Here is a 17,296-nt window from a genome sequence, read left to right on the forward strand (position 1 = left end):
TTCGCGCTAGTTCAGTTGCGGCGGAACGACATGCAGGCCGGCGCCCACGGTCCGCCAGGTTGCCGGCGTGGGCTGGCGGTTGTCCTCGCGGTCAGCAATGATGAGGTTTGCGAGGTCAAAGATAAGCTCGCGCGTACCGCGATAGCCCACGCTCATCCGGTGACCTGCGCCCAGGCGATCAAATATCGGAAAGCCGGCACGGTAGAAGGGAATGTCCAGCCGGGCGGCCGCCTGCCGGCCGTGCGAATGAGAGATCAGCAGATCACACTGCCGCGCCTTGGCAAGATCCTCCAGATCTCCGAGATCGCCGATGACAACCTCCTTGGCCTTGACGCGTTCGAGCACCGGGGATGCCGTTGTCGTCACCGCCGCAGTCACCTGCGCACCCATCTCGTACAACACGCTCGAGATGTCAAACAAGAGGTCCGGCTCAGCCCCAATCGCGAGCTTTCGACCCGCGATATGGAAATGCGTATCCAGCATGGCGTCCGCGAGCTGGCCACGTTGCCGACGATATCTTTTCGGCACCGACTTGCCGCTGATATCGCTCAAGAAAGTGATGAATTCATCATTGGGAACAAGGCCACAGAGCCGTTCGAATAGCCGGAACGGCACGCCAGTCCTGGCCTGCATCGCCTCAGCCGCGCGCCTCATCTGCGCTCCGATAGCGATCGTCCAGGCCGCCTGCCCCATAGTTGCGATCTCGTCGACCCCAATTCCGCCGATCGTAGTCTGCGTGAATTCGTCGGGGATGTGACCGTCGAGCGAACCTGAAATATCCGGAAGGAAGGACGGCCTGATCCCAAAATCTTCAAAGATCGTTCGTAGCTCGTCTAGGTCGCCGGGGGTTAGGTGGCAGCCAGGTAGGACATTAACCCGCAAGGAATCGCGCGGCGCGGCCGCATCAACGGAATCAACAAGCACTTCGACCATTCGCGCCACGGTCTTTTCCCAGCCATCCTGAAAGGCGTCCTTGAAATCGGGCGTCGAGACGTAGACGAGCGGAAACTTCTTGAGATGCGGATGATTTTGTCGAATAAGGCGAATGAACGCCTCGACGTCGTCGCCCTTGGTCTCGGTGACGCCAGTCGAATTGATGCCAATAATCTCCGGCTTGACGCGTTTGTAGATATTGAGAATTGCCTGTTCGACATTCTCGTACCCACCGAGCACAGTCGACACCTCGCTCATTGCGGTGGTCTGCAGGGGCACCGCTTCCTTAAAATGGCGGACAAACAGGGTTAATCCGAAAGACGTGCAGCCCTGAGGACCGTGTAAGAGTGGCATCGCCCCCCGCAGTCCCAAGAAGGCGAAGGAGCCGCCAATCGGCTGGCTCATCTTCAGCGGGTTGATCGTGCAGGCCTTGTCGGAACAGGTCACGATAGCCATAGCTTGCACCCTTGTTGAGGCCCTACTCCGCCGCCTGCAGCGCGGACGTCGGCTGGGCCGGCGTGTTCTCCTCGGTCCGCCGCATACAGGCCGCGGAAGCCTCGGTGTCATGGGCCATGGCATCGGGAGCGTTGGATCCGTGAGCGGGAATGCGATCGTTGATGATGCTGAAATCGACTGTACTGCACGAGTGCGTTCTCTTGGCGCGCGCGGCTTTCTCGGCCCCGACCGAATTCGGCCGGCCTCCGGCGACAGGCACCTCCATTGGCCCAAGCGCTTTAGCATGCCGGGTCACCTCAGTGACATCCCACGGCGCGGGCATACGGAGCTGATCCCACATCGGATTGTAAAGCGCCTTATCGATCTCTTCCATGAGCTTCACGATGCCCACATAGCCCATGTAGGCGTGGCAACGCTCTTGATTTATGTCGAGCCATGGCACGGCCGCTTTTAGAGCGACGAATTGCGACTTGCCGCCCGAGAGCATGATGTCTGCTTTAGCCTCTCTAAGCATCTTGTACATTTCACGGGGCGTAAGATCCTCGATCATGTGAGCATCATGCCCCATCAGTTGTTGAATACGCTGCTTGTCGTCGCTGGTTGATTTCTTGACAGAAGTGCCGACAATCTCGAGCCCTGCTTCCTGCAGAGCAGCAACCACGGACCATGACTTCACGCCGCCAGTGACGAGCAGTACCTTCTTGCCGGCAAACCGCGGCCTGAATCGCTCGATTGCAGCCCAAGCCTTTGCTTCCTCGCGTGCGACTACAGCCTCAGTGCACTCCATTAAGTGACGCGGCGCGCCGCGCTCGATAAGCATGCGCGCGATCTTTCGCAGAGCCTCGCTGGTGTCTTGAATGCCGTAGAAAGATCCTTCAAAAAATGGAATGCCGTAACGTTCTTTCATCCTGGTCGCGACGTTGATCATGGCCCTGGAGCACACCATCATGGCGGCTCTCGCCCGATGTGAGCAGGCGGCCTCGTGATATTTGCCATCGCCGGAGATGCAGGACAGGATCCGAATGCCGATTTCGTCCAGCAGCGGCTTGATCTGCCAGAGCTCGCCGGACAAATTGTACTCACCTATGAGATTGATATCGTAGGGCGTTATGTAATCGGGCTCCTGCGTGCCAATCACATACTCGAGCAGCGCTTCACCGGCGAGCTTATTGCCAAGGTTTTTCGAACCGACAAATCCCGGCGAATTGACCGGAATGACGGGCTTGCCGAATTTCGCTGCCGCAATTTTACAGACCGCATTAATATCGTCACCGATCATGGCCGGAACGCAGGTCTGATATACGAAGATCGCCGGAGGATCATACCTCTCGATGATTTCCTTGATGGCCTTGTACAGCCGCTTCTCGCCGCCGAATACGACATCAATCTCATTCATATCGGTCGTGAAGCTTGTGCGCCACAGATCAGGTCCTGACGAGGCAGAGCCGCGATTGTCCCAGGAGTTGCCTTCGCACGCGATCGGGCCATGAACCAGATGAGCGACATCTGTAAATGGCTGTAGCGCAATCTTGGCGCCATCAAAGGAGCACCCTCCGGCGGCCCCGCCTGGCTGCAGCTGCTTGGTGCAGCCTTTCTTTCGCTCAGCCTCCGATTTGTTGGCGTTCTTAGGGCAACCCGCCGCGTTGAAGACGTCCTGAATCGTGGCTGACAGCGAACTCACGTTAGTCTCCTTCCGCAAACGTTTTTGTCTACATGATCGATAGCAGGTGTGCAGAGCCCCACCTCAAGACCACGACATGTGGCCATGAGGTGGAGACACGCTCGCATCAACGTATAATGTCAAAGCTGTAGTCGGTTTTACCCACCACGTTGCTCTTCTTGTCGATCTCCTCAAATATCTTATCGAGTATCTTCACCAGCACATTCAGGCCGCCCTGATAGCCCCATACTGGGTAGCGGTGGTGGTGGTGCCGGTCGAACACGGGGAAGCCGATGCGAATCAGCGGCGTACCGGTATCGCGCTCCAGGTACTTGCCGTAGGTGTTGCCGATCAGAAGATCGACCGGTTCGGTAAACAGCAGCGAACGCATGTGCCAAAGGTCTTTGCCCGGATAGACATGGCAGTCCTTGGCGTACTGCGAACTGGCAAACAACGCCTGCATCTTTTCTTCCCAGGCCTTGTTCCCGTTGGTTGACAAGACGTGGGTCGGTTCGGCGCCGAGCTCGAGCAGGAAGGCCGCTAAGCCATAGCAAAGGTCGGGATCGCCATAGATTGCGAACCTCTTACCGTGAATATGTGCACTGGAGTCCGCCATGGCGTCGACGAGACGGCCGCGCTCCTGTTCTAGAATCTTCGGGATTGCTTTGCCCGTAATGTGTGACAGAGTCATCAGGAAGTCGTCGGTCGCGCTCACGCCGACCGGATGATTAAACGAAACGGCCTTTTGGCCATGGCTCTCGATGAACGACAGCGTTTTCTCTGTACAATACTGCTGCATTGAGATGGTTGCTTTGGCGTGGATGGCATTTGCGGCGTCCGCCAGCGTGGTCCCTCCATCATACATACGAAACTCACCCTCCGTCGGCGTGTCGAACACGTCACTATTATCGGCGAGAATTGTGTAATCGACGCCCATCACTTCGAAAATGCGCTTTATCTCGCGGATATTGCCTACGGTATAGCCGTCGAAGCCGCCAATGAAGTTGATCCTTTCGTTCGGTTTGCGCTCGAGCTTGGGCTCAGAACCGGCCTTACCGTCCCAGAAATGCTCGAGGATGCCTTTTAAAGCGTTGTCATAGCCCGTGACATGGCTGCCGACGAAGGCGGGCGTGTGCGCGAAGGGAACATCGAATTCGGCCGGCACCGAGCCTTTTTCCTTCGACGTCTTAATGAAGGCGTTGAGATCATCGCCGATGACTTCCGCCATGCAGGTGGTCGAAACCGCGATCATCTTCGGTTTGTACATATTGTAGCTGTTGGCGAGCCCGTCGACCATATTGTTGAGACCGCCGAATACAGCTGCATCTTCGGTCATCGACGAGGAAACACAGGAGGTCGGCTCCTTGAAGTGCCGAGATAGGTGACTTCGATAGTAGGCGACGCAGCCCTGTGAGCCGTGCACGAAAGGCAACGTACCCTCGAAACCGACCGACGCAAACACGGCGCCCAACGGCTGGCAGGCCTTGGCCGGATTGATGGTCAGTTCTTCGCGCGCGAAGTTCTTCTCGCGATATTCGGGTGTCTTAGCCCATTCGCGGATACGTTCGACCTCCGCAGGATCATGCGCATTCTCGAAGAGCGCGCGTTTATTCGCCAGCATTTGCTGGTATTCCGGACCTCGAAACAGCTCGAGATGATCGAGCACGTTTTCGGCATTCTGAGTCATCATGGCATCCTTGTTGGATTCGTGTTCGATCGTCTGGCCCGGCCGCCTTATTCCGCCGCCATTAGGCTCGGCCGCGGGGCCTCCTTCCACGGCGGCCTGGTCTTCTTCCAGATCGGCGAATTGATTGCCATATCCATGTCGCGAGCAAAGATTGCGAACCCATCATAGCCGTGATAGGGGCCCGAATAATCCCAGGAGTGCATTTGCCGGAAAGGCACGCCCATCTTCTGGAAGACGTATTTCTCCTTAATGCCAGAACCAACGAGATCGGGCTGGATCTTCTCGACGAAGCGCTCGAACTCGTATCCCGTGACGTCGTCGTAAATTAATGTCCCATCCTTGACGTAATGCTGGGCCGTACGCTGATAATCGTCGTTGTGACCGAACTCGTAGCCGGTCCCGATAACCTCCATACCGAGGTCTTCATAGGCGCCAATTACGTGCCGAGGGCGCAAGCCGCCCACAAAGAGCATCACGGACTTGCCTTCTAGACGCGGTCGGTACTTGGCGATGACGGCATCCACCAACGGCTGGTATTTAGCTATGACGCGCTCGGCCCCCTCCCTAATCTTGTCGTCGAAGAAGCTCGCGATCTTACGCAGCGACTCCGCGATCTTCGACGGGCCGAAGAAGTTATACTCGCACCATGGAATCCCGAACTTTTCCTCCATATGGCGCGAGATGTAATTCATTGAGCGATAGCAGTGCAGGATATTCAGCTTAGCTTTCGGCGTCGCCTCAAGCTCAGCGAGGCTGCCATCGCCAGACCACTGCGCAATCACGCGCAGGCCCATCTCCTCCAGCAGGATGCGAGATGACCAGGCGTCGCCACCGATGTTGTAGTCACCGATGATGGCAACGTCATATGGCGTGGATTCGAACCGCCGTTCGGTTTCCGGGGTAAGCTTGTCGAAAATCCAGTCGCGTACAGCGTCGTTGGCGATGTGATGGCCAAGGGACTGCGATACACCGCGAAACCCTTCGCAGCGCACCGGCACGATTGTCTTGCCATCATATTCCTTCGACTTTGCCCTCGACACTGCTTCTATGTCGTCGCCTATGAGACCGACCGGACATTCCGACTGGATGGTGATTCCGTGGTTGAGCGGAAACAGGCCTTGGATCTCGTCGATCACTTGGGCGAGCTTTTTATCGCCGCCGAAGACGATGTCTTTCTCCTGGAAGTCGGAAGTGAACTGCATGGTCCCGAAAGCATCGATTCCGGTGGTGCCGACATAATAGTTGCGTCGCGACCCCCAGGAATATTGGCCACAACCGACAGGGCCGTGACTAATGTGGATCATGTCCTTGATCGGACCCCATACGACGCCCTTTGAGCCGGCGTAGGCGCAGCCTCGAATGGTCATTACACCAGGGATCGATTTAAGATTCGACTTAACACCGCAATCAGACTTGCCAGCCTCGTGCACGCTAAGGTGCTTGGCACGCCGTTTGGCTGTCTTCTCGGGGTAGACTTTCAAGACTTCGTTGATCAATTCCTTGTTGCGGGCCTTGATCTCTGCGACACTCTGGGTGGATGCCAGACTCATGCAAATGTCCTTATTGCTCTCAGCGTTTTCGGGCCGACACTTTTTTGTGCTGAATGTGAGGTATCAGTTCAGGCCGAAACAGCGGCGAGCTCGGAAGCGGTCTTGCCGACCTGGTTTTCGTCGATCGGCTTCATGATACCGTGCTCCATCAGCATGTCCTCAAGTTCATCCATGCTGATCGGCGTCGGGATGATGCCCTTGCCGCCGTTATTGTGAATTTTAGTCGCGAGATTGCGATAGTGTTCCGCCTGCTTGGACTCCGGCGCATATTCCAGCACCGTCATTCGGCGTAGCTCTGCGTGCTGGACGACGTTGTCCCGGGGGACAAAGTAGATCAGCTGGGTGCCGAGCTTCTTGGCGAGCGCCTCCGCCAGCTCCAGCTCCTTGTCCGTCTGCCGCTCGTTGCAAACCAAGCCGCCCAGCCGTACGCCGCCGGAATTGGCATACTTCAGAATGCCTTTAGAGATGTTATTGGCGGCGTACATCGCCATCATCTCGCCGGACATGACGATGTAGATCTCTTGCGCCTTGTTCTCGCGTATCGGCATCGCAAAGCCGCCGCAGACGACGTCTCCGAGCACGTCATAAGATACGTAATCAATGTCCTCGTAGGCGCCGTTCTCTTCCAAGAAGTTGATCGATGTAATGACGCCCCGGCCAGCGCAGCCTACGCCCGGTTCCGGACCACCGGATTCAACGCACCGAATATCCTTGTAACCCACTTTCAAGACATCCTCGATCTCGAGGTCCTCGACGCTGCCCGCGCTCGCCGCGAGACTCAAGATCGTGTCCTGTGCCTTGGCATGCAGGATCAGGCGGGTCGAGTCGGCCTTCGGATCACAGCCGACGATCAATATTTTGTGGCCCATCTCGGCAAGAGCTGCCAGCGTATTCTGTGACGTCGTGGATTTGCCGATACCACCCTTGCCGTAAAACGCGATTTGTCTCAGCGAAGCCATGTTGTTCTCCATCAATCGATTGACGATCTGCGTCTGCGTCGCAATCCATCACTCGGCTCGCAGCATTCGCAGCTCGATGAGCTACAAAGGCAGACAACCGCGCCCCTGCAGAGCGACTTTTGCAACGAGCGTGCCAGCGCTCGCTCAAAACAAATCACTATGCGAGCGTAGATAGATACCGGTGCACAGGGTGGTGCTGTCGCAAGTCCGACATCGGCACTTCTCGACATGAGCGGTCGCACGCGTTTGTCTGAAACAAGGCAACGCCTTGCTTACTTCCTTCCGGAAACGACAGCTCTGGTACGCACACAGGTGAACAGCTACGGTATGGTGCTTGCTTGCTGCGCATCGATCAATGCAAAGAGGCCATTATGCTGTTCGACACCGAGGCTTATACGAGTAGCAAGCGTCCAACCATTTTCCTGATCGAGCCTGAGCAGGTTGTACGTTCCGCACTCGATTACATCCTGCGTGAACGTTACCAGACACATCCTTTTGCCTCCGTGGATGAGGCCGTGAGGTCGCCAATTAAGACCCCCGACGTAGTCCTGGTCGGCGTTTCCATTCTGCACGACCGAGGAGAGGCAGTCCTGGGAGAAGTCGCGAGGGTATTCGCGCGTACCAAGATCCTGCTCGTAGCTGAGCGGAAATCCGACCCTCTGGTGCAGACGGGGCTTGAACGAGGTGCACACGGGTACATCAGCAATCCAATCTCCACCGATTCTGTCCGCGGAGCCGTCAGGATAGCTTTGGGCGCACCAGTCTTTCCCAACCGGCCGCCCGTTCTCATTCCTCCGAGGTCCGGTTAGGAGTTCCTTGCGCAATTTCGGATGGTGTAGTTTCAGCTCGACATACTCTCGGGTGCCCTCGCAATTGGCGTAAAACTCACGCCGTTTCAGCCTTGAGGTCCGCGGCATATCACACCGGTTTAAAGACCGCTTCGGCCCTGATTTAGCGGGGCAGATCTCCAGGCGACCTCGCGGTGAGTAATAGCAACTTTCTGGTGGGCCTTCCGAATATCAATTTCGGTGCGGAGGCGAGGTGACCGAGACCTTCGATCTCGGTGCACGTAGTAATGGGATGTCCGAAACTCCAACACTGGATTAGACGCACCGATAGGCTCCATCATGATCAATGAGCGGCAATACCCCCTGGCATTGAAAGCATCCAAGCGAGTTTTCTTTGGTCGCTATAAATCGTTCAGGACCTTAATGTATTGCATCAGCCTCGCAGAATAGCGCTCGCTCGGCGTCGAAACCGCCTACTCGCTACCGTTCTGAGACGCCGCCACTCTATTTGCTAACCAATGCATCGCCTCGGCTGCTTCCGGCAATGCCCGCTATATTGCCCGCAGGCGATGACGCCACTGACGCCCAATTTCCGCGGATTCGATGAGCGCGTGAGAACGATCGTTCGATTGAACGCATCGGCGACGCTTTTCGCTCAGCATTGTCAGGCGGGAACACACGTGCCCTCCATCGGACAGACCACCGCGCATCGCGGCGTATCGCAATGCCCGTCGCACTCTGTGCACTTTTTCGGATCGATCACATAGACATCGCCCTTTAGGCTGATCGCGCCGTTCGGACACTCGAATTCACATGCACCACAAACCGAGCATTGCGAGGCGACGATCTTATAGGCCATGGATTGCAACTCCCTCCTAGGGTGAAAGGTGATAATTCCCTTCAAGCCTCGTGCCACACGCGTGCCTTAGTAGTCACGTTGGAAGTCAACCTGTTCTGTCTGGTTTAGGAACCTTTTGTCACCTTCGCCACTTAGCCGATTCGCGACATCAACTTGCGCCGCCACATCCGACATCTCGCTTTAATTAGCGCACCAACTCCGCGATCAGCCACTTCGGCAGTATCACACGTGTTGTCCCCCATTGATTGGCACTTCCGCACCTGTGACATAGCTCGCGGCGCTTGAGCAGAGGAAGAAAATGACCTTCGCAACCTCCTCGGGCGTGCCAACGCGGTGTAGCGGTATAATCGGCGCCAACTTTTCTTCAGTTTCCGGTGACAAAATGTCGGTCTTGATCTCGCCCGGTGCGATCGCGTTGACCCGAATTCCGAATGGCGCGTAGTCGTGTGCCATCTCGCGCGTGAGGCAGGCGAGCGCCGCCTTAGAGGTCGCATAGGCAGTACCCGCAAAAGGATGCACACGGGTGCCTACGATGGAGGTGACATTGACGATCGACCCGGATGCCATTTTCAATTCTTCGAACAGGCCTTGAGCAAGTAGAATCGGCGCGACCAAATTCACGTGAAACACGCTCATCCATGTGGTGATGGACGTCGTTAAAGAATTCAGCCTACCACCGCCTGGAGCCTTTGGAGAAATGGCGGCATTGTTGATCAGGGCGTGAAGCGGCTCTCCATCGAGCCGCTCCTTGATCTCGGCGATCGCGTGCGGCAACGCGCTGTGATCGCTCAGTTCCACTTGCACATGATTGTTGATTCCCGATTCCCATGGGCATCGACCGCTATCAAAGGGCTGTCGGGAGCAGGAGATGATTTGCCAACCAGCTTCGGAGAACAACTTGCCCGTGGCGTGACCAATGCCGCGCGAGGCGCCCGTCAATACAAGCGTCTTCCTTTGGCCAAGTCGCCCCTGCGACTTATCTTCTTGAAGCGGACAGCGCGCCAGACCAGGCACAGAGCTCGGACCAACAACACTGTGCGCATCCAGTTTATCGAGAGACAAGCGAGCTCCTTAAGGCATGATCTTTGGTGGGCGTTAGCAACAATTGGGCCAGCCAGTTAAATGGCGATGGGTGCTCTCTGCCCAATGTCAGCTAAGAGACATCAGCGTCGATTTCGAACAGGAGCTCAATGCTTTCATCGGCGTGCTTCACGAAGTGGCCGACAAGACGTTTTCCGGCGCGGCCCAGATTTCATAGCGCGCGGCTTGAGGCTCCCACCTCAAAGCGCTGCCTAGACAACGCCGTTGTGTCTTGTGCAATCGACAGGACTCCCATTGCCGCTCGCGGAGTCAACCGAGGCGCCCGGCGCACTTTTGCCAGTCATAAAATGCGCCGGGTCCCGCCTCTGCACCATCAGTACATCCGTGATGATGCTGCCCTGACTGACGCGAGCAGCGTGGCGAAACTGAGGCCCTTAGATGGGCTCTACAGCGCCGATACAAAATTATCAGCAAGCTTGAATCGCACGCAGCGTCAATTTGTATGATCTCCCTTTTGGCATTTGCTCTCCAACGAGACTGGCTAGTCCTAGTGAACGGAGGCAGTTGGATTATTTAGTCCCTCACTTCAGTCAGATATCGATGATCAAGCGCATTCACCAGTTCGACCAAGGACTCCTCCGGGTCAGAGCAATCGATGACGACTCTTGTGACCGGGTCCACGTGTCCATCAAGCCACACCCCGAGTCGATAGGAGCCCGTGCGTGCGGCTGCACCTATGTGTGGCCGGCACATTGGGAAGGCAGTGGGCTGCCTCGAACCTGAACGCCTGTGGTATCGTCATCGTTTCTCAGATGCTTGCAGTTTGGAGCCTCAGCCGTTGCGAATATGGCGGTCACCGAACATGGCCCCAGGCAAGTTCTGCTCCATCATTCGACCTTTGCTGCCTTGGCAAATATTTCGCGCGAAACCATCGGGATCGCGCCTCCGCGGGTCGGATCCGCGAACGTACCGCCCGCCGTAGCATAGTCCTTACCTGTGCGCCGCTCGAGTAGGATACCCATAGCTTCAACGTTTGGGATGTCCTTCTCGTTCAGCTCCGGCGTCAAGGCCTTACGGGCTAGTGCCGCCTCGATGTAGGGCGCCAGCTCCTCTTCTTTTTGTCGAACGCGCTCGTCTTCCCGTTCTTTAAGTGCGGGCATTACCTCGCTGGCAAACAGCTCGAGCGCTTCGCAGATATGTTCGTGCTTATTCAGTCCGCATTGTTGGATAAAGATCATCTGGTCGATACCGACGTCGGCATAGCCCATGAGATGGTCACGAACGTCTTGGGGCCGGCCGATGCTTCCCGAGCCTGGCGTCTCTTTCACGTCATCCTTGATCGCTTGGAAGCGCCGCCATAAATTCGTGCGCCCAGGACGATGTTCGCCATAGATCGCGTAATGCGCGATCGAATATCCGAAGAACTTGAAGCCGTCGATACCACGATGCATCGCTTCTTCGGCATTCTCGTGAACCATCATGCCGTTGAGTGTTGCGATATTGGCGTTCACCGAATGACCGATTGGCACGCATTCGTCGGACCTTATCGTCTCATAATATTCGTCGCGCCAGATTTTCGCTTGGAACGGTTCGACGAACCCAAAAACCGGCGCTCCTACCCCGTGACGCGCGGCGCGCAAAATGCTCTCGCGCCGCGAACACGCCATCCAGAGCGGTGGGTGCGGCTTCTGTATCGGCTTTGGGACGATGTTGCGGGGCGGCATTTTGAAGAATTGCCCGTCGTATCCAGGATACGGCCGCATCGCCATCATGTTGGCCGTCTGCTCGACGCCCTCGTACCACATGGCAGTCTTCTGGTCGGGGTCTATACCAAACCCATGCATCTCAATTAACGAGGCAGATGCTCCAGTCCCCCACTCGACGCGTCCTCCGGAGATCAGATCAAGCGTGGCGAGGCGCTCAGCTACCCGCGCTGGATGATTGTAGTGCGGCGGGGAAAGACAAATTCCGTGGCCAATTCGGATATTCTTTGTACGCTGCGAAACGGCACCTAGAAAGACTTCCGGTGCGGACGAGTGGGAGTATTCCTCCAGGAAGTGATGCTCAACTTGCCAGATGAAATCGTATCCGAGCCGATCAGCGAGCTCGATCTGCTCCAAAGCATTTGCGAACAAATGTTCCTCGCCACCGTTTTCCCAAGGTTGCGGCAATTGGTGCTCATAGAACACTCCAAGCTTCATCTGTTTCCCTCCGTGGCGGAACGGTTGTAAATCGGTTGATATTTTTCAGATGTGATACTGCCCTCGCGCCGTCGATCACCACAGGGGGCACCACGTAACCGAATGTTCGGATCTACTTCACAATTCTCGTCCCCACGAAGCGTTGCTGCCGTTGTTCAAGCTGACGAGAAGTTGGACTTGGCAGGGCGTCGTCCGGACGGCGAGTTTTTGCGTCTGAACTCCCGCCAGCGAGTGTAGCAAGGCTATTGTCGTGACGGCTCTTACTGTCTACGAGCAATGTGCGTGCCATGTCGTACAAGCCCCTAATTGAAGAAAAGAAGGCAACGATTTGCGTCGACCGGCGAAGAAGTTTCACGCTAATGTCGTGTTTCCGACATGAAGTTCTTTGACGGAGATAAGCATGACGATGCGAGCATCGAAGTCTGATGATATTGTATGTCGCCCTCGGGCCGACGCGGACGCGGTCGATCATCATTCACGACTGAATTGCCGACGGTGCGTTTCAAAGTAAAATAGGGAAGCCGCTAAGGTGCAGGTTCACAAGGCTTGAATGAGCAGCGCATCCAGGTGAGTCCAGCGCCCAGATTAGACAGCCTGACGCTAGCCTAACGAAGAGAGAGCATTGTGCGACTGTTCTTGATGTACGTCGTTCTGGCCGGGTGCTTCCACCTCTCGGAGGCACATGCTGAGAGACTTTTGGTTTCGCAATCCGGCCATATGGGGTATCGCTCCCTCCAGGAGGCGGTAGACGCATTGCCCCCTCGAGGCGGAGACATTTTGGTCGCGCCGGGCATCTATCGCGAGAAGGTCAAGGTTGCCAAGCTTGGCGTTCACATCAGAGGCGGCGGCGAGAAGCCGCAGGACACGGTGGTCGTCTACGGTGACGGCGCCATCAAAGTGGGCGGAACCGTTCACTCCGCCACCATGGAAGCATCAGGCGATGACTTCCGGCTCGACAATATCACAATACAAAACGACTATTCGTTAGATCCGGCCAATCCGCCGTCGCAGGCCGTTGCGCTGTCTGTTACCGGAGACAAGGACGTTATCACTCGCGTCCGCCTGCTCGGCGCACAGGATACACTATTCGCTAACAAAGCGCCGAACGGCCGAACAACACGGCAATATTTTTCGGACTGCTACATTGAGGGACATGTCGACTACATATTTGGCAACGCCAAGGCCTATTTCCAGCGTTGTGAGCTGCACGGCATCGCCAACCAGGCTGTGGTCTATACAGCACAAAGCAAAGACGCGCCGGACGAAGACAGCGCCTACGTTTTCGACCATTGCACCCTGACCGCCGATCGCGCCGCGCATGGCATCGCCCTTGGCCGACCTTGGCGCTCTTACGCTACCGTAATCTTTTTATCCACCCGGATGAATGCGCCGGTGATCGCCGAGGGCTGGAGCGAGTGGGATCGCGCCAAGACCAACAGGCTGAAGACCGCTTACTATGCCGAATACCAATCAACCGGTATCGGCGCCAATCCCAAAGGACGAGAAGCTTATTCCCATCAGCTGACCGACCAGGAGGCGAAGCAATGGTCGCTCAAAGCGTTCTTTGCTGATGACACGAATTGGCTGCCGAACCCTCCATCAAGATAGGGAAACTATGAGGCGGTCGCGGAATTTGGTCTATCTGCACGTGCACCGCTCTGGATCGCGCGCGCACACCTGTGCACCGCTCCACTATTTATTACGGTTGCCCCCGCGCACTTCGTCAGCTTTTCGGAACAGCCGATCATAACCGGTGAGGTGATCGGGGCCATATAAGCGAGAACCCAGCTCCTCTGGTTCGTCCTCCGTAGCACGATGCAATAGATTCTATTGGGGCACGCTGCCGATCGTGCGTTTGCTGGGCGTTTTGAAGAATGCCTTTGCACAACCTTCCCATACGCTAGACGACACTCGGCCTTGGCCATCCCGCAAAGGCGGCCACACGCCTGAACCTACCACATTCGCATTTTCCACCTGCCAAGTCGCACTTTCGGCAAATCGCACATCCTCCAGCTCAATCTCAAGCGGATGGGCTAGATCGAGTCCGTGCATCACCAGCGCACCATCACCGCCACGCACGTGGCGCAGAGCGATCTGTCGGTATACCGGAATTTCGTCACCGTGCGCCTGGGGATCATAGCGTGTATCGAAATAAATAGGCCATCGGTTGTTCCGCAGGCATACGTTCTCATAGGTGACCCTCTCCACTAGTCCACCCCGGCTGACGTCACTCTTAATGCGCAGGCCGGACGTCGTGCCGTCCAGGGTCAGGCCGTGCACCAGTATGTCGCTGACACCTGAGCTAATCTCACTACCGATCGACATGCCGTGCCCCCAGCCGAAGTAGTTGTCGATAATGGAAACATAGCGAACGGGACCATTGGTTCCGGCTTTGATAGCCACATTGTCGTCTCCAGTACGGATCTTACAGTGAGCAATTGTCACATCTTGGCTGGCGCCAGGATCGATGCCGTCTGTATTGCGAGCATCCGCCGGTGTATCGATTGTGACGCCCCAAAACGTCGCACCTTCGACCCGGTTCATCGCCACGTGGAAATTGGGCGCATTGCGCAGTGTGATGCCATGGAAGGTAATGTCCTGGGCACGGTCGACCTGGATGAGGCGCGGGGCGTTCTGGTTGCCACCTTCGGTTTGCGCGCGCCGTGCCAGTTGCCACCAACTCTCGCCGGCGCCGACCATGAGCGCGCCGCCCTGGCCGTCGATGATACCATCGCCATAGATGCCGCCTCCCCGTGTTTTGAAGAAGCTAATGAATGGCCGGCAGCCGTCGCCCTTGCCTCCGATGCGACCACAATTTCCCGAGCCTTTGTCATAGGCCTTCGGCTGCGCGAGAGCGATAAGCGTGGCGTCATGCTCGATCCATAGCATCACTCCGGATTTCATCTCGAGAGGGCCTGAGAGGAAGATACCGCCCGCCAAATAAACCGCCGATCCAGCGGGGCAGTGGGCCATGGCATCTTGCAGCCTATCAGTGACGCTTTCGCTCGATGGCGCCAGCCGGGCACAGATACGGCTAGGTGCGACGGGCTCGGAGACATTACGGCGATCCCTGGCTTGTGCAAGGCCCACGACAGCAATCATCGACAGCAAGGCGCAATAGTGCAAACGGACCAACACACCAACTCTCATCTCGCAGCCTCATCTTGGTCGCTGACCGGCGTCCCTCAGCAACTTAACCTTCTGTGGTCTCCAATCGACATGAGATGCGCAGTTAGGATGGTCCACATTTGAATGCCAGAAACGATCGGCGCGTTCTGTCCGGCTTATTCGACGGTCACGGATTTGGCGAGGTTGCGCGGCTGGTCGACATCGGTGCCCATCACAATGGCCGTGTGGTAAGCGAGTAGTTGCACCGGGATAGCATAGATCATCGGCGTGAAGGCGTCCGCCATGTCAGGCATGATGATGGTGGCGAGCGAATCGACCGTCGCCTCCGCCGCGCCTTTGGCGTCCGTCATCAGGATGATATTGCCGCCGCGGGCCGCGACCTCCTGCATGTTGGAGACCGTCTTCTCGAACACGCGATCATGGGGCGCAATCACCACCACCGGCATGGTCTCGTCGATCAGCGCGATCGGTCCATGCTTGAGCTCGCCGGCTGCATAGCCCTCGGCGTGGATGTAGGAGATCTCCTTCAGCTTCAGCGCGCCTTCGAGCGCGAGCGGGAAGCTGGTGCCGCGGCCGAGATAGAGCACGTCGCGCGACTTAGCGATCCTGTGCGCCAGTTTCTCGATCTGCAATTCGGTGGTCAGCGCGTCTGCCATCAGGCGCGGGATCTCGACCAGGCCGTGCACAAGCTTGGTCTCCTCCTCCTCGGACAATTCGCCGCGCGCCTTGCCGGCCACGACCGCGAGCGAGGCGAGCACCATGAGCTGGCAGGTGAAGGCTTTTGTCGACGCGACGCCGATCTCGGGACCGGCGAGCGTCTGGAGCACCGTCTCACTTTCGCGCGCGATCGTCGAGGTCGGCACGTTGACGACGGCGAGCGTGTGCGCGCCTTCGGCCTTGGCATAGCGGAGCGCGGCGAGCGTGTCAGCGGTCTCGCCCGATTGCGAAATGAAGATCGCCAGATCGCCCTTGCGCAAGGGAGATTCGCGGTAGCGGAACTCGGAGGCGACATCGACCTCGACCGGCAGGCGCGCTATTCGCTCGAGCCAGTATTTTGCGACATAGCCGGCGTAGCTCGCCGTGCCGCAGGCCGTGATGGTGATGCGCTGGATGTCGCGGAACTCGAACGGCAGCCTCACCGGCAACGACACCCGCTCGGAAGCCATGTCGACATAGCGAGCCAGCGTGTGGCCGACGACCTCGGGCTGCTCGTGAATCTCCTTCGCCATGAAGTGGCGATAATTGGCCTTGTCGACCAGCGAGGTCGGGGCCGCATGCTTAATCTTGTCACGCTGGGCGGCACGGCCGTCCTTGTCGAAGATCGCAACGCTGTTGCGGGTCAGCACGACCCAATCGCCGTCCTCGAGATAGCTGATCGTATCGGAGAACGGGCCAAGCGCGATCGCGTCCGAGCCCAGGAACATCTCACCATCGCCGTAGCCGACCGCCAGCGGCGGACCGTTGCGGGCGCCGATCATCAGATCGCCCTCGCCGGCGAAAATGAAGCCGAGCGCGAACGCGCCGCGCAGCCGGCTCAAGGCGAGCTTCACCGCCTCGACCGGCTTGTTGCCGCGCGTTAAGAGATCGTCGACAAGGTGCAGCACGATCTCGGTGTCGGTCTCGGTGCGGAACACCGTACCCCTCGCTTCGAGCTCCTCACGCAGCTCGCGGAAGTTCTCGATGATGCCGTTGTGGACGACCGCGACGCGCTCGGTGGTGTGCGGATGGGCATTGTGCTCGGTCGGCTTGCCGTGGGTGGCCCAACGGGTGTGGCCGATGCCGCTCCTCCCCTTCAGCGGCCTGTCACGCAGCCGCGCCTCGAGGTTCTTCAGCTTGCCTTCGGCGCGGCGGCGCTCCAGGTGATCGCCTTCGAGCGTAGCCACACCCGCGGAATCGTAACCGCGATATTCAAGCCGCTTGAGCGACTCCACCAATTGCTCTGCAACCGGCCGGCGCCCGAGAATGCCGATAATCCCGCACATGCGGATCAATATCCCCCGATCTTTGAAAAGTTGACTCTCACTTCCGCGTCA

The 17,296-nt window shown here is 57.4% G+C and carries 12 protein-coding genes and 1 pseudogene; 2 read left to right on the forward strand and 11 right to left on the reverse strand.

All coding sequences use genetic code 11. The features are described 5' to 3' along the window. Positions 1 to 6: 6 nt before the first annotated feature. From nifN to nifH, 5 genes are all read right to left on the reverse strand, one after another. On the reverse strand, positions 7 to 1,389 hold the full coding sequence (nifN, locus tag QA645_RS39005) for a nitrogenase iron-molybdenum cofactor biosynthesis protein NifN (protein ID WP_283046338.1): 1,383 nt from the start codon (positions 1,387 to 1,389) through the stop codon (positions 7 to 9). 22 nt (positions 1,390 to 1,411) lie between these two features. Continuing rightward, positions 1,412 to 3,070: a nitrogenase iron-molybdenum cofactor biosynthesis protein NifE gene (gene nifE, locus QA645_RS39010; RefSeq protein WP_283046339.1), complete on the reverse strand. Its 1,659-nt coding sequence runs from the start codon at positions 3,068 to 3,070 to the stop codon at positions 1,412 to 1,414. A 106-nt stretch (positions 3,071 to 3,176) separates the two neighbouring features. Further along, a complete protein-coding gene (gene nifK / locus QA645_RS39015) occupies positions 3,177 to 4,736 on the reverse strand; it encodes a nitrogenase molybdenum-iron protein subunit beta (RefSeq protein ID WP_283053523.1) in 1,560 nt (519 codons plus the stop codon). A gap of 47 nt (positions 4,737 to 4,783) precedes the next feature. Next, complete coding sequence (nifD, locus tag QA645_RS39020; RefSeq protein ID WP_283046340.1) at positions 4,784 to 6,286, reverse strand: nitrogenase molybdenum-iron protein alpha chain; 1,503 nt, start codon at positions 6,284 to 6,286, stop codon at positions 4,784 to 4,786. A 68-nt stretch (positions 6,287 to 6,354) separates the two neighbouring features. Beyond that, positions 6,355 to 7,245, reverse strand: coding sequence for a nitrogenase iron protein (gene nifH, locus QA645_RS39025; RefSeq protein WP_061850877.1), 891 nt, complete (start codon positions 7,243 to 7,245; stop codon positions 6,355 to 6,357). A gap of 338 nt (positions 7,246 to 7,583) precedes the next feature. On the opposite strand from nifH, the gene QA645_RS39030 reads away from it, so the two are divergent. Next, the gene (locus QA645_RS39030) at positions 7,584 to 8,054 is read left to right on the forward strand and encodes a response regulator (protein ID WP_283046341.1); all 471 of its coding nucleotides are present in this window, start codon (positions 7,584 to 7,586) and stop codon (positions 8,052 to 8,054) included. A 643-nt stretch (positions 8,055 to 8,697) separates the two neighbouring features. Here the strand turns inward: QA645_RS39030 and QA645_RS39035 are convergent. The 4 genes and pseudogenes from QA645_RS39035 to QA645_RS39050 form a co-directional block, all read right to left on the reverse strand. After that, complete coding sequence (locus QA645_RS39035; RefSeq protein WP_061846412.1) at positions 8,698 to 8,892, reverse strand: 4Fe-4S binding protein; 195 nt, start codon at positions 8,890 to 8,892, stop codon at positions 8,698 to 8,700. 222 nt (positions 8,893 to 9,114) lie between these two features. Then, positions 9,115 to 9,906, reverse strand: coding sequence for an SDR family oxidoreductase (locus tag QA645_RS39040; RefSeq protein ID WP_283053525.1), 792 nt, complete (start codon positions 9,904 to 9,906; stop codon positions 9,115 to 9,117). Between the two features lie 678 nt (positions 9,907 to 10,584). Continuing rightward, a pseudogene (locus tag QA645_RS39045) lies at positions 10,585 to 10,735 on the reverse strand (6-carboxytetrahydropterin synthase); the annotation flags it as partial. Between the two features lie 85 nt (positions 10,736 to 10,820). Beyond that, entirely contained in the window at positions 10,821 to 12,134 is a 1,314-nt protein-coding gene (locus QA645_RS39050; RefSeq protein ID WP_283046342.1) for an LLM class flavin-dependent oxidoreductase, read from the reverse strand. 639 nt (positions 12,135 to 12,773) lie between these two features. Between QA645_RS39050 and QA645_RS39055 the strand changes: the two genes are divergently transcribed. After that, complete coding sequence (locus QA645_RS39055) at positions 12,774 to 13,742, forward strand: pectinesterase family protein (RefSeq protein WP_283046343.1); 969 nt, start codon at positions 12,774 to 12,776, stop codon at positions 13,740 to 13,742. A 219-nt stretch (positions 13,743 to 13,961) separates the two neighbouring features. Here QA645_RS39055 and QA645_RS39060 read toward each other — a convergent pair whose 3' ends face one another. Both QA645_RS39060 and glmS read right to left on the reverse strand, forming a co-directional pair. Continuing rightward, a complete protein-coding gene (locus QA645_RS39060; RefSeq protein ID WP_283046344.1) occupies positions 13,962 to 15,284 on the reverse strand; it encodes a glycosyl hydrolase family 28 protein in 1,323 nt (440 codons plus the stop codon). Positions 15,285 to 15,418: 134 nt separating this feature from the next. Then, entirely contained in the window at positions 15,419 to 17,245 is a 1,827-nt protein-coding gene (gene glmS / locus QA645_RS39065; protein WP_283046345.1) for a glutamine--fructose-6-phosphate transaminase (isomerizing), read from the reverse strand. Positions 17,246 to 17,296 lie beyond the last annotated feature (51 nt).

The organism is Bradyrhizobium sp. CIAT3101, assembly GCF_029714945.1.
Lineage (GTDB): Bacteria > Pseudomonadota > Alphaproteobacteria > Rhizobiales > Xanthobacteraceae > Bradyrhizobium.